This is a genomic window from Streptomyces sp. OfavH-34-F (assembly GCF_022347745.1).
Taxonomy (GTDB): domain Bacteria; phylum Actinomycetota; class Actinomycetes; order Streptomycetales; family Streptomycetaceae; genus Streptomyces.
On record NZ_JAKRGC010000005.1, the window covers coordinates 1 to 13,176 of the forward strand.

12 protein-coding genes are annotated in these 13,176 nt (G+C 72.6%); 5 read left to right on the forward strand and 7 right to left on the reverse strand.

Annotated features, from left to right (window positions below):
• The 5 genes from MHW47_RS02030 to MHW47_RS02050 all read left to right on the forward strand — a co-directional run.
• A partial coding sequence (locus tag MHW47_RS02030) for a condensation domain-containing protein (RefSeq protein ID WP_275448759.1) occupies window positions 1-802 on the forward strand: 802 nt, incomplete at its 5' end.
• Window positions 799-1,014: an MbtH family protein gene (locus MHW47_RS02035; RefSeq protein ID WP_239220835.1), complete on the forward strand. Its 216-nt coding sequence runs from the start codon at window positions 799-801 to the stop codon at window positions 1,012-1,014. The genes MHW47_RS02030 and MHW47_RS02035, both read left to right, overlap by 4 nt.
• Before the next feature lie 58 nt (window positions 1,015-1,072).
• The gene (locus tag MHW47_RS02040; RefSeq protein ID WP_239220836.1) at window positions 1,073-1,609 is read left to right on the forward strand and encodes a helix-turn-helix transcriptional regulator; all 537 of its coding nucleotides are present in this window, start codon (window positions 1,073-1,075) and stop codon (window positions 1,607-1,609) included.
• 216 nt (window positions 1,610-1,825) lie between these two features.
• Complete coding sequence (locus tag MHW47_RS02045; RefSeq protein ID WP_239220837.1) at window positions 1,826-2,581, forward strand: SDR family NAD(P)-dependent oxidoreductase; 756 nt, start codon at window positions 1,826-1,828, stop codon at window positions 2,579-2,581.
• 86 nt (window positions 2,582-2,667) lie between these two features.
• The gene (locus MHW47_RS02050; protein WP_239220838.1) at window positions 2,668-3,513 is read left to right on the forward strand and encodes a helix-turn-helix transcriptional regulator; all 846 of its coding nucleotides are present in this window, start codon (window positions 2,668-2,670) and stop codon (window positions 3,511-3,513) included.
• Between the two features lie 22 nt (window positions 3,514-3,535).
• Here MHW47_RS02050 and MHW47_RS02055 read toward each other — a convergent pair whose 3' ends face one another.
• The 7 genes from MHW47_RS02055 to MHW47_RS02085 all read right to left on the reverse strand — a co-directional run bounded on the left by MHW47_RS02055 (window position 3,536) and on the right by MHW47_RS02085 (window position 13,065).
• Complete coding sequence (locus tag MHW47_RS02055; RefSeq protein WP_239220839.1) at window positions 3,536-5,362, reverse strand: hypothetical protein; 1,827 nt, start codon at window positions 5,360-5,362, stop codon at window positions 3,536-3,538.
• Entirely contained in the window at window positions 5,359-6,420 is a 1,062-nt protein-coding gene (locus tag MHW47_RS02060) for an ATP-binding protein (protein ID WP_239220840.1), read from the reverse strand. Before MHW47_RS02060 ends, MHW47_RS02055 begins: the two co-directional genes overlap by 4 nt.
• Window positions 6,421-6,580: 160 nt before the next feature.
• A complete protein-coding gene (locus tag MHW47_RS02065; protein ID WP_239220841.1) occupies window positions 6,581-7,183 on the reverse strand; it encodes a hypothetical protein in 603 nt (200 codons plus the stop codon).
• A gap of 151 nt (window positions 7,184-7,334) precedes the next feature.
• Complete coding sequence (locus MHW47_RS02070; protein WP_374230044.1) at window positions 7,335-9,791, reverse strand: SpoIIE family protein phosphatase; 2,457 nt, start codon at window positions 9,789-9,791, stop codon at window positions 7,335-7,337.
• Between the two features lie 146 nt (window positions 9,792-9,937).
• Window positions 9,938-11,188 (reverse strand): sugar ABC transporter permease, encoded by a 1,251-nt coding sequence (locus MHW47_RS02075; RefSeq protein ID WP_239220843.1) that lies wholly within the window; start codon window positions 11,186-11,188, stop codon window positions 9,938-9,940.
• Complete coding sequence (locus tag MHW47_RS02080) at window positions 11,185-11,973, reverse strand: ATP-binding cassette domain-containing protein (RefSeq protein WP_239220844.1); 789 nt, start codon at window positions 11,971-11,973, stop codon at window positions 11,185-11,187. The genes MHW47_RS02075 and MHW47_RS02080 overlap by 4 nt, the downstream gene beginning before the upstream one ends.
• A gap of 15 nt (window positions 11,974-11,988) precedes the next feature.
• Window positions 11,989-13,065 (reverse strand): substrate-binding domain-containing protein, encoded by a 1,077-nt coding sequence (locus MHW47_RS02085; protein ID WP_239220845.1) that lies wholly within the window; start codon window positions 13,063-13,065, stop codon window positions 11,989-11,991.
• Window positions 13,066-13,176: the final 111 nt, after the last annotated feature.

Genomic DNA, 13,176 nt, shown 5'->3' on the forward strand with positions numbered 1-13,176 from the left:
CTGGCGCGCCGCCCTCGACGGCCTGCCGGCACCCCGGCGGCTGACCGGGCCCGTCCCGGCGGGCAGCGGCCCCGCCACCTCCCTGAGCGCGACGCTGTCCGAAGCCACCACTGCGGCCCTGCGCGCCCTCGGCGGCGACGGCATCACCCTCAACACCGTCGTCCAGAGCACCTGGGCCCTCCTCCTGGCCCGGCGCCTGGGCACCGACGACGTCGTGTTCGGCGCGACCGTCTCGGGCCGCCAGCCGGAACTCCCCGGCATGGACGCCATGATCGGCCTGTTCATCGACGCCGTCCCGGTACGCGTGCGGATCGACGGCACCGAGACCGTACGCGAGGCGCTGCGCCGGCTCCGCGACGAACAGGCCCGGCTGCTGCCCCACCACCACATCGGGTTGAGCGAGATCCAGCGCGCGGTGGGACGCAGAGAACTGTTCGACACCCACCTCGTGTTCGAGAACTACCCCCTCGACCGGGCCGCCCTCACCCGCCCCGCACACGGCCTGAGGGTCGCCGCCGTGACGGGCCGCGACGCCACCCACTACCCGCTGACCCTGGTCGCGTTCGCCACCGGCGACACGTTGCACCTGCGCCTCGACCACCGGCCGGGCGCGCTGGAACCAGGAGCCGCCCACGGCCTCCTGCACGAGCTGACCACCCTGCTCGACGCGGTGGCCGCGCGGCCCGGAGCACGGGTGGCCGACCTCCCGGCCCCGGACCCCCACCAGCACGACGCCGACCACGACCCCGACGACCAGTTCGACCACGAGAAAGCCGACCGCAGGAAAGAGGCCATCCCATGACCAACCCCTTCGACGACGAGACCGCCCGCTTCGTGGTGCTCGTCAACGACGAGAACCAGCACTCCCTGTGGCCCCAGTCCGTCGCGGTACCGGCCGGCTGGACCCGTGTGTTCGGCCCCGACGAGCGCGCGGCCTGCCTGCGCCACATCGAGGAGAACTGGACCGACATGCGACCCAAGAGCCTCGTCGCCGCCCTGTCGAAGGACGCCTAGTGCACCTCGGTGGCCCCGTCGAGGCCCGGCCTCGCGGGGCCACCGCTAGGCTGGGCCGATGAGCGACCACGCGCCTTCCCGGGAGGCCCTGGCCGAGCAGGTCGCCGACCTGTCGCGGCGCCTCTCCGCACTCGAGGCCAGGCTGGGCGACGGCCCCGCGAACCCCAGCCCCGGCGAGATGCCCGCCGAAGCCCACTGGGCCCTGCCCCGGCTCCGCGAACGCCTCCAGGAAGTGGCGCGCGGGGGAGTCCTCTTCGCCGGCTCCGTGGTCGGCCCCGACGGAGAACTCGTCGAATGGGAGCGCTCGGACGCCACGGACTCGGTCATCACCTCCGACTGGTCGGAAGCGGCCGACACCATCGGGGCACTCGGCCACCCCGTACGGCTGCGGCTCATCCAGGCCGTGGCCGCAGGGCGCACGGTCGTCGCCGAACTCGCCGCGCTGGAAGGTCTGGGCACCACCGGCCAGATCTACCACCACCTGCGCCAACTCGTCTCCGCGGGCTGGCTGGAGACAACCGGCCGGGGCCGCTACCGCATCCCTCCCACCCGCCTGATCCCCCTCATGATCACCATCACGGCAGCCCGCCGCTGACCCACCACCGACCCGGGGAACGCGGTGACGATACGAGGAGTCCCGGCCCGGTCCGTCCTCGGCGACGCGGACCGCATGACGCCGCCGCGCGCCCGTAAGGGGGGACTCGCGATCCCTGGACAACCGCGGCCTTCATCCAGCACCCGGCGACGCGCGATCGTGGAGGGGCGGACGGCAGAGGGACCGGCCGCCGCACCCGAATCGAACGGAGCCACCATGACCCGCATCGCCCTGATCACCGGCGCCAACCGGGGCCTCGGCCGCAGCACCGCCCTGCACCTCGCCGAGTCCGGCACCGACCTGATCCTCACCTACCGCTCGCACGCCGACGAGGCCGAGGCCGTCGTGGAGGCGGCCCGCAAGCTGGGACGCACCGCGATCGCCCTGCGGCTGGACACCGCCGACACCGCCGCGTTCCCCGCCTTCACCGCCCAGGTGCGCGAGGCGCTGGCCCGGGAGTGGGGCCGCGACACTCTCGACATCCTCGTCAACAACGCCGGACACGGCGTGTACGCCTCGTTCGAAGAGACCACCGAGGAGCAGTTCGACGGGCTGATGGACGTCCACGTCAAGGGCGTCTTCTTCCTCACCCAGGCCCTGCTGCCCCTGATCGCGGACCGCGGCCGCATCCTCAACGTCTCCACCGGCCTGACCCGTTTCGTCGCCGCGCCGACCGCCGCCTACGCCGCGGCCAAGGGGGCCGTCGAGGTCCTCACCCGCTACCTGGCCAAGGAGCTGGGGCCGCGCGGCATCGCGGTCAACGCCCTCGCACCCGGTGCCACCGGCACCGACTTCGGCGGCGGCGGCGTCCGCGACAACGAGGACATGCGCGCCACGATGAGCGGCGTCACCGCGATGGGCCGCCCCGGCGAACCCGACGACATCGGCGCCGCCGCCGCGGCACTGCTCACCGAGGGCACGTCCTGGGTCACGGGGCAGCGCATCGAGGCGTCGGGCGGCATGCTGCTCTGAGACGACCCCGGCCGCCCGGGCCGGCCCGTACACCTCCACCAGCCGCCCGGACCCCAGGCACCGGGACGACGAGGGAAACTGGAACCGTGGACCGAGCACAACTCGCGGACTTCCTCCGCACCCGACGCGAATCCCTGCAACCGGAAGACGTGGGGCTGCCCCGCGGGCCGCGCCGCCGCACCCGCGGCCTGCGCCGCGAGGAGGCCGCGGCGCTGAGCGGCATGTCGACCGACTACTACAGCCGGCTGGAGCAGCAGCGCGGGCCGCAGCCCTCGGAACCGATGCTCGCCGCCATCGCCCGCGGGCTGCGCCTCTCGCTCGCCGAGCGCGACCACCTGTTCCGTATCGCCGGACACAACACCCCCTCGCGCCCCGGCAACCTGCGCTCCGACCACATCACGCCCGGCCTGATGCGCATCCTCGGGCGGCTGGACGACACACCGGCGCAGGTCGTCAGCGACGTGGCGGAAACCCTCGCCCAGACACCGGCGGCCACCGCGCTGCTCGGCGACCAGACCGGGTTCACCGGACCCGAGCGCAGCCTCACCTACCGCTGGTTCACCGACCCGGCCGCCCGGCTCCTGTACCCGGAGCAGGACCACCCGCTGCACAGCCGGTTCTTCACCTCCGGCCTGCGCGCCGCCTACTCGCGGCAGGGCGCGGGCGGGCGCGCCGAGCACCTGCGCGACCTCCTGCTGGACCGCAGCCCGGAGTTCGCCGCCCTGTGGAGCGCGCACGAGATCGACGTACCACGGGTGGACCCCAAGCTGGTACGCCATCCGGAACTGGGCGTCCTCACCCTCCAGTGCCAGGTCCTCCTGGACCCGGAGCAGAACCAGACGCTGCTGGTGTACACCGCGACGCCGGGTTCGCCGGACGACGAGAAGCTGCGGCTGCTGCCGGTGCTCGGGGCGCGGCCGGCGGGCACCTGACGGTCCCGGCCCCGGCTCGCTCCTAGGCCAGCCGGAACACCGGGCCGCGCGGGGTGAACGGCAGCGACGCGCCTCGCGGTATCAGGTAGGCGTGCTCGCGCCGGATGCGCAGGACGTCGCACCAGCCGTCGGTGATGACGAGTACCGGCGCGTCCGGCGGGAAGTCGTCGGCCCGGTGCAGCAGGTCGATGCCGGGCTGGAGTTCGGTACCGCCGCGGCCGCGTATCCGCACCCGGCCGGCGATCTCGGCGGGCGGCAGGTATCCGGCGTCGTAGGGGGCGGCGTCGCAGAAGACCACGCGTGCCGCGGGCACGTCCCGGGCCTCGGCGTACGAGGCGATGGCACCGAGCGCCTTGCCGAGCAGGGCGTTGTTCATCGAGCCGGAGGTGTCCAGTACGACACCGAAGGTGCAGCGGGCCGTCTCCTCGGGCGGAAAGTACCGTCCGGCGCGCGGGATGCCGGGCGTCGCGGCCTGCCGCCGTGCCGGACGCGCGTACGAGCGCACGGGCTCCGGCCGGGGAACGTACTCGTCGAACCAGCGCGCCAGCCGCGCGTCCCACGGCACGGGCGGGTGCGCCAGGGCGCGGATCTCCTCGATGAGCCCTGCGGGCAGCAGGCCGCGTTTCCCGTACTGGTGCAGGTCGAAACCCTGCACCAGACCGCGCCGGTAGAACTCGTCCAGGTCGGTGTACGGCCGGGCCCCGGCATGTGCGAGCGGCTCGCCGAGGATGTCCCCGGCACCCTTGCCCCGCAGCGTCGCGAGCCTGCGGTGACGGCGCAGGTCGTGCGCGATGCGGTCGTACACCTCCTCGGCGGACAGGCCCCGCAGGGCCGGGTCGTACAACAGCCCCTCGGGCATGTCGCCGACGCGCATCTGGACCAGCCAGTCGTTGACGACGTAGTCGGCGGCCACGTTGAAGAGGAACGGGTCGCGGCCCCCACGGCGTTCGCCGTGCCGCAGCGCGGCGTGCAGCATCTCGTGCGCGAGGACGAAGCGCCACTCCTCGTCGGTGAGCCCGCGCAGCGGGTTGACGTAGATCTCGCCCGCGACCGGACTGACCGCCGCGACGGCGATGCCCTGCGCCCGGGCCAGCTCGGCGTCGGCCACGATCTCCAGGCCCGAGGCGAGCCCGCCCAGCAGCGGGTAGGAGGAGATGAACCAGTTCAGTGCACGGTCCCAGGGCCGCTGGGGCGCGAGTTCTCCGGTGATCCGGTCGCGTCGGCCACCGGCCACGTCCATCGCGGCGGACACGCTGCGGGTCAGCGCGTGCGCGAAGGCGGTCTCCCAGTCCGGGACCGCGGAGTTCCAGGCGTTCCACGTGGTGAGGACCTGGTCCGGGTGCTTGCCCGCGGCGCCGCAGTGTTCGTACGCGGCGGGAATGCCGTCGCGGCGCCACCGGGCGGCGAGCAGTTCCTCGTCGCCACCCGGGAACGAGTCCGGCAGGACGACGGGCGCCCGGCCCACCGGGTGGCCGTCCAGGAAGCGGTTGACGACCGCGCAGCGTGCCGCGCGGTCGAAGCGGTCGGGCTGTTCCCGCGGGTCGTCCGCCGAGGCGGGCAGATGGCCGAAGCCGAGGTGCAGCAGGCAGTGGGCGAGCGCCCACGCCCACTCGGCCGGGTCGGCCCGCTTGGTGGGGTGGGCGTGGATGGTGCCGTTCGAGGTGACGGCGGCCAGCCCGCCTGCCGGGGCGAGCACGCACCCCTCCTGGCGGCACACGGACGCCTCCAGCGCCGCGAACGCCGGATTGCGCTTGACGAGGGCGAGCCCGGCGGCGAACGCCTCGGTGGCCGGGTCGGTCTTCTTCTTCGCGCCCTTGCCACCGCCCCGGCGCCCGCCGGACCCCGTCACCGGCGGGCCTCGACGAGCCGGGGCATGTCCCGCGCGGCTTCCACGAGGAACCACGCGGGCAGCACGGGAAGCCCGTCGGCGTCGTCCGCGATGACGGTCTGGGCGACCTCGACCGAGATCTCGGCAAGCTGCACGAGCAGCGACTTGGCCCGGTAGGCGGTCTGCCGCAGGGACGGCGAGACGTGCTCCTTCTGGCGCGGCAGCTCCTTGACCAGGTGCCCCCGGAACGCGTCGGCCAGGTAGTAGAGCAGGTCGCGGTCCTCGGGCCGCCCGGGCCAGGAGGCGTCGCCCTTGAGGATCGCCTCCAGGCCGAAGGCATGACGGACGATCTTCGCGTAGCCGCTGAAGGAGACCGCGTGAGCGGGTGTCAGCGTGCCGTGCACGACGACCTTCAGCGTCTCCTCATCGATCTCCGGCCCGAAGGAGTGCAGGGCGTCCGACAGCATGTGCCAGGACCGGGGCGTGGAGAACGGCTCCTCGGTCTTGGGCGGCTGCGACCACAGGTGGTCGGGCCGGTCGGCGAGGTAGTCCGTCACCCACGGGTGAACACCGTTCTCGGCCGCCCACACCAGCCAGTCCGCGGCCGAGGCCCGGAGATGGACATGGGTGAGCCGGTTGACCAGCGCGGAAGCGATGGGCCGCGCCAGCGCGTTGTCCGTGGCACGGTTGCCGGCCCCGATGACGATCGACCCGGCGGGCAGCTCGTAGGTGCCGATGCGGCGGTCCAGGATCAGCGAGTAGAACGCCTTCTGCACATCGGGCGTCGCCGCGTTGAGCTCGTCCAGGAACAGGCAGTACGGCTCGTCACGGGCGATGGACTCGGGCGGACAGAACACGGACCGGCCGTCCCGGATCTGCGGCACGCCGATGAGATCCTCCGGCGCCAGTTGCGTTCCGAGCAGGCTGACGCACTCCAGCCCCAGGGACTCGGCGAACTTCCGCACGAGCGACGACTTGCCGATTCCCGGCGCGCCCCACAGGAAGACGGGCCGCACGGTGGCGAGGCCCAGCAGCAGTTCGGGGATCTGAGCGGGGGTGACGGTGACGGCGGCCTGCACGCGGGAACGTTCCTTCGTGGTTCTGGGAGTCGCGGACCGCCAGTATGGGCAGGCCCCGCGCCGAACGCAGCCCAATTAACCGCCCGCCGCATGCACTTCCACCCCCCTCACCGGGCCTCATTCGCCCGCGTCCGGCGTGCGCAGCGGTCGGCACGGGGGCTTACGGCAAAGGCGCGGGTGCGCCCGCCCGGGACATGCCGACAGCCGTGAGCGTCGCTGCCGCCGCTGTGGCGGCGACCGTGAAGGTGACGACCAACCACACGCCGCCGACGGGTGCGTTCCTCTGCGGCGCGGCGAAGCCTCCCGGCACCGCGTACACCACGAGCCGGTCCCCGGCCTCCGCGCCGGCGGGGCACGCCTTCCCGAGCGGGACGAGGTCCGACTCCCTCAGGTTTCGCTCGATTCGCCTGCCGTCGGGCCGTGCCAGCGAGCACTCCCACCAGGACCGGGTGACCTTCCCCGTCGGGGAGTTGCTCTCGTGCCGTACGGACTTCGTGACGACGGTGTCCACCCGCTCGCCCCACACATCGAGCACGGCCTGGCCGAGGAACACCAGCAACCCCAGAGCCAGCAGGCTCTCCACGATCGCGGCCACCCCGAAGTGCCAGGGGCCGAGGCGGACGAAGCAGACGCCGATCGCCGCGAACCCGGCGCCGAGGATCACGAGTGCCGCGACGGCCGCCGCAGCCGGGTGCGGCCACCACGCGGGAACCAGCACCGCCGCGACCACGGCCAGCCCGCACGTCAGCGCTGAAACGGCCACGCCCAGGACGGCACCCGCCACCCTCGACCGTGCCCTCCCGTTCACCGCCGCCTCCCCAACCGCCGTGATCCCCAGGAGCGTTCCTACCCACTCCCCGGGCGACCCGACCCAGGTACGAGCGACCGTCCCGCGCTCGTTCGCAGCCGGGCCTTCAGAGGGCGGGGACGGCTTCGTCGCGGGGCGAGAGGGCGATGTCGCACCACACCTGTTTGCCGCCGCTGAGCGGTACGGAACCCCAGGCCGTGGCCATCGCTTCGACCAGCATCAGGCCGCGTCCGCCGGTCTCCTCCCAGTCGACGGTCTCGGACTTCACGGGTGTACGAGGGGAGGCGTCGTGCACGGTGATGCGCAGCCGGTCGCCGGTCAGCGTCAGACCGAGTCGGACCTCGCCCGTGGTGTGCGCGACGGCGTTGGTGACCAGTTCGGAGACGACCAGCAGGACGGTGTCGTTCTCCTCCGTCACGGACCAGTCGCGCAGGGTCCGGGCGGTGAAACGGCGCGCGTGCATGACCGCGTCGGGAAGCCGCCATACCGCCCACCGCGCCCGGATGGGCCGGACCCGCATGCCGTCGTAGCGCAGGATCAGGACGGCCACGTCGTCGTGTCTACGGAGCGTGCCGGCGACGAGCCGGTCGGCCGCCCCCTCGGGATCGGCCGGATCGGCGGCGGCGAGCACGTCGCGTGCGGCCCGCATGCCGTCCTCCAGATGGAGTGTCGCCGATTCCACCAGTCCGTCCGTGAGGAGCGCGACGAGGGTGCCGGGGGCGAGGCTGAGCTGGGTCATGGGGAACTCGCCGTCGGTGATGACGCCGAGCGGCGGGCCGCCTTCGATCTCCGGCTCCTCGGTCGCGCCGTCGGGCAGCCGCAGCAGCGGCGGCAGGTGCCCCGCCCGAACGACCCAGGCGGTGCCCTCCTCCATGTCCAGGTCGACATAGGTGCAGGTGGCGAATAGGTCGGTCTCCATGCCGACGAGCAGCTGGTTGGCGTGGGCCACCACGACATCGGGCGGGTGGCCTTCGACCGCGTACGCCCGGATGGCGGTGCGCATCTGCCCCATGATCGTGGCGGCTGCGGCGCTGTGGCCCTGCACGTCGCCGATGACCAGCGCCACATGGCCGTCGGAGAGTGGAATCACGTCGTACCAGTCGCCGCCCACTTCGAGGCCGGCGGTCGCGGGCAGGTACCGGGCGACGGCGGCCCCTCCGGCCAGTGCCGGCAGCCGGCGGGGCAGGAGGCTGCGCTGCAGCATCGTGGCGAGTTCGTGCCCGGCGTCCAGAGCGTGGGCGCGGGCCAGGGCCTGGCCCATCACGCCCGCGAGCGCGGTCAGCAGGGACCGGTCCGCGGGGCCGAAGCGGCGCTCGCCCTCCCACCCCACGAGGCACACCCCGACCATCCGGCCGTCGGCGGGGAGCGGCAGGACGGCGAGGCCGCCGGGCCCGACGTCCTCGAGGCCGGGTTCGAGTTCGGTTCCGGCGGGCCAGAGGCCGACATGTCCTTCCCGCAGGGCGTTCTGCAACGTCGGCAGGGAGTGGCAGGACGCGTCGGGCCATTCCGACCGCCATTCCGCGCGCCACGACCGGGGCCAGGCGTCCGGTTCCGGCGGGTCGAGGACGATCACCACGAGGTGGTCGCCCTCCACCTCGGCGACCGCGATCCGGTCGGCGTCGAGCGGGGCGCGCAGGGACCGGACCACGACTTCACCGACATCGCGGGTGGTGGTCGAAGCGGACAGGGCGGCGGACAGCCGCTGTACGAGGGACACGTCGTCGGCGCCGGGGCGCAGATGCGAGGCCTCGCTCACCACGCCCAGCACACGCCGGGGCCGGCCGCCGGTGCCGGCCAGCACGCGGCAGCGCAGGTCCAGCCAGCGCAGCTCACCGTTGCGGCGGCGGATGCGGAACACCAGATGCTGGTCGGAGTTGGTCTGCCGGGGCTTCACGACCGACATCAGCGCGGGCGCGTCGTCCGGGGCGGTGCACTCGAGCAGGGCAGAGGCATCGCCGTCGAAGTCCTCCGGGGGGATGCCGAACAGATTCAGCACCCCTGCGTCCACGTCCATGTGCCCGGTGCCGGGGGTGAGCACGAAACCGCCGCCGCGTGCGGGCAGCAGGGTGGGCCGGTGCCCGGGGGCCGCCCCGGTTCGGTCGGCGACGCGGACTGCGGCCGCTTCGAGCCCGGCGGCCGCCTGGCCTGCGTAGAGTTCGAGCAGCGTGCGCTGGTCGGCGCTGAAGCCCTCCCCGCTCCTGCCCACCACGAGCAGGCATCCCAGAAGGCGGGCCTCTCCGCCCAGCGGCAGCGCACCCGCCGAGACGGTGTCCGCCGGTGCGGCTCCGTCCGGGCTGCGGCCGGCCGCGGGGGAGGGGACCGGAGTGAATCCCGGCAGGTCGTACCGGACGGCGTCCTCGGTGGTCAGCCACCGGGGGCTCCCGGTGCGGCAGGCGTCGGCGACGGGTGAGGAACCGGCGAGGGCGTACGTCGCGGTGGGAGCCGGGAGCCGTGTGGCAGGGCTTTCGGCCACCTCGGCCAGGCGCAGTTCGCGGCCGTCCTCCGCCAGCACGTAGACAGCGGCGCATCGGACCCCGCAGGACGCGAAGATCTGCCCGTCCACGAACACGCGCCGCCTCCCAACGCCCGAGCTGCCGTTCACCGCCGCTCGGCCGGCTTCACTCCATGTTGCTCCCTGTCAGGTGGGTGCAGCCAGTCGGAGCGGGCGCCGGCACCCGGCGGAGAGGCACGGGGGCGGCGGCGCCGGGGTCAGGCCCTGGTGTCGGCGCGAAGGGCGAGGTGCGGGCGGTGGGCGAGGGAGTCGGCGATGACGGCGAGCAGGAGGATGCCGGCGGTGATGGCGATCTGGAGGGCACCTTGCAGGCCCAGGAGCGCCATGCCGGAGGCCACCGACTGGATGACCAGGATGCCGAGCATCGCGGACCAGGTGCGGCCGCGGCCGCCGAACAGGCTGGTGCCGCCGATCACAGCGGCGGCGACCGCGTTGACCAGCAGGATGAGGGTGGGGGAGCCAGCGCCGACCGTGCTGGTCCGCGACGCCAGGAACAGGCCGCCGAGCGCCGCCATCGTCCCGGAGACCATGAAGACGGAGATCTGCACTCCCACCACGGGGAGCCCGGTGCGCCGGGCTGCCTCGACGCTGTCGCCCTGGGCGTAGATCGCACGGCCGTACGACGTGCGCCGCAGTCCGTAATCCAGTGCGGCGACCACGGCCAGGAAGATCAGCAGGGCCAGGGGCAGCCCCCGGTACGCGTTGAGCACGGCAGCCCCGGCGAAGGCGATGACGCCCAGCACGCCCGTACGGACGGCGATCCCGCCGGTGGACTGGAACGCGGCGCCGGAGGCGCGGTGGAACCGCGACCGCTGGTGGGCGGCGAGGAAGTAGATGCCGGTCACCAGCGCGGCGAGGACGTACGCGACGGCGGGGGGACCGAAGTGGTAGCGGGTCAGCGTCGCGACGAACCCCTCGTCGTCGAAGACGACGGTGCCGCTGCCGCTCAGGACGATGGCCAGCAAGCCGCTCCAGCCGAGCGCCGCGGCGAGGGTGACCGCGAACGACGCCACACCCAGCCGGGCGAAGATGACACCGTGCAGGGCGCCCGCCGCACAGCCGGCGGCGACCGCCAGGAGCACGGCGAGCACTTCGGGCATGCCGTGATGGACGTTCAGCACGGCGAACAGGGCGGACGTGAAGCCGCTGAGCGCGCCGACCGAGAGGTCGATCTCGCCGATCAGCAGCACGAAGACGAGGCCGGTGGCGATCAGTCCCGTGCCGACGACGTCCACGCTGAGGTTGGACAGGTTGCGGGGGGAGAGGAAGCGGGGGTCGAGGATCTGGAAAACGGTCCAGACGAGCACCAGGACGGCGGTCGCGGGCACCGGGCCGAGCCCGCCCGTGAGCAGTCGGTTCCGCCGGGCGTCGAGGTACCCCCGCGCCCCCTGCCGGCGCAGCGCACGCAGCCGGTCGACGAAAGCGGTCGCACCGCGTGTGTCGCTCACAGTCCGTCGTCCTTCCGCTCCGAGGCGCGATGGGCCACGGCGTGATCTGTGGCACCCGTGATGGCGGAAGTAATCATTTCCTGAGAGGCGGTGTGCGCGTTGAAGACACCGTTGTTGCGCCCCAGACGGAGTACAGCGACCCGGTCCGCGACCGCCTTGATGTCACCCATGGCGTGGCTGATGAACAGGATGCCGAGTCCGCGGTCGCGCAACCCCTCGATCATGTCGAGGAACTTGTTGGTCTGCCGCGCGTTCATGGCCTGGGTGGGTTTGTCGAGGAGGAGGAGATCGGGTTCCCTCAACAGAGCGCGTGCGATCGCCACGATCTGCCGCTGGTCGGAGGGGAGCGAGGCGACCGGGACGCGGGCGTCGGGAACAGGGATCGACAGCGTGTCCAGCAGCGCACGGGTGCGGCGCCCCATCTCCATCTCGTCCAGGAGCCCGAACCGGCGCAACTCGCCGCCGAGGAACAGGTTGCCGACGACATCGAGGTTGTCGCACAGCGAGAGGTTCTGATAGACGGTGGAAATGCCCAGGTTCTGGGAGTGCTGAGGGCGGGTGAGCTGTACCGCGCGGCCTTTCCAGCTGATCACGCCCTCCTGGGCGGGCTCGACGCCGGCGATCACTTTGACCAGGGTGGACTTTCCCGCGCCACTGTCGCCCATCACCGCCATCACTTCGCCCGCGCGGATCTCCAGGTCGATGTCGACCAGCGCGCGGACGGCGCCGAAGGACTTGGCGACGCCGCGCAGGGCGAGCAGGGGTGGAGCCGACGCCTGGCTCATCTCGGTCTCCTACCGTCAGTCGATGAGTCCGGCCTTCTCGCAGGCAGACCGGTATTTCGGGGTGCAGATCTCGTCGATGGTGTACAGGCCGCCCCGGACCACGGTTTCCTTGACAGTGTCGACGGTCACCAGAGCCGGCGCGAGTTCGACGCTGGGGACGTTCCGGGCCGTTTCGGTGCTGATCGTGCCCGTGGCTATCGAACGCACGGACTCGCCACGTGCCAGAGCGAGCGCCATCTCCACGGCGGCGTCCGCCTGGAGCCCGTAGGGCTTGTAGATGGTCATGTACTGCTCACCGCTGACGATGCGCTGCACCGCAGAGAGATCGGCGTCCTGACCGCTGACCGGCGGCAGCGGATCGATGTCTGCGCCCTTGAGCGCGGAGACGGCCCCGGCGGCCAGCGCGTCATTGGCGGCCCAGACGGCGTCGATCCCGTCGGTCCCCAGCTCGGCGATGGCGCCGACCATGACGCTGTACGCGTTCTCCGGAGTCCAACCCGAGGTCACGTACGTCTTGCTGATGTGCGCCCCCGCCTGCTCGAGCATGGAGACCGCCACATGGTGCGGGTTCCACAGCGGCCCCTCCACCCGGACGACCCGCGCCCCGTCCGCCCGCCCACCCAGACTGTCGAGCAGACCCTCGCCCTGGAGAACCCCGATGGCGTCCGAGTCGAAGGAGACATAACCCGAAATGGGCCCCTCGGCCGCCCGGTCGTAGGAGACCACCGGGACGTTCAGCTCCGCCGCCTCGACGATCAGGCTGCGGAGATAGGCCTCTTGGACCGGGTCGAGGATCAGCGCATCGACGCCCTGGGTGAGCATGGCGTCCATCTGGCGGTGCTGGATCTGCACGTCGTTCTCCGCATTGGCATAGCGGACGACGCACTTTCCGCACCGGTCCTTGACCGCCCGCTCGATCAGCGGCCGGTCGAATGTCTCATAGCGGCTGGTCTCGGTCTCCGGGAGCAGCACGCCGATGGTGAGGCTGTCTCCGTCCCCGCTCCGCCTCGGGGCCCCGGTGGTGTCGCAGGCGGCGGTGCTTGCCAGGGCGAGTGCGGCGGCCACGGCCACGCCGACCGTCCACGGTCTCATACGGAACCTCCGCCATCCGTCGCCTTGTTCCACCCCCTGGTCGGCCGATGCCTCGAACTTTATCCGTGCCGGGCTCCCGGCCGGCGGGAAGACCCGCCGGAGCGGCGAGGG

Excerpts from the sequence above, each read along its gene's own strand:
- MHW47_RS02040 (WP_239220836.1), top strand. The coding sequence starts at position 1,073 with ATGAGCGACCACGCGCCTTCCCGGGAGGCCCTGGCCGAGCAGGTCGCC.
- MHW47_RS02045 (WP_239220837.1), top strand. The coding sequence starts at position 1,826 with ATGACCCGCATCGCCCTGATCACCGGCGCCAACCGGGGCCTCGGCCGC.
- MHW47_RS02080 (WP_239220844.1), bottom strand. The coding sequence starts at position 11,973 with ATGAGCCAGGCGTCGGCTCCACCCCTGCTCGCCCTGCGCGGCGTCGCC.
- MHW47_RS02085 (WP_239220845.1), bottom strand. The coding sequence starts at position 13,065 with ATGAGACCGTGGACGGTCGGCGTGGCCGTGGCCGCCGCACTCGCCCTG.
- MHW47_RS02035 (WP_239220835.1), top strand. The coding sequence starts at position 799 with ATGACCAACCCCTTCGACGACGAGACCGCCCGCTTCGTGGTGCTCGTC.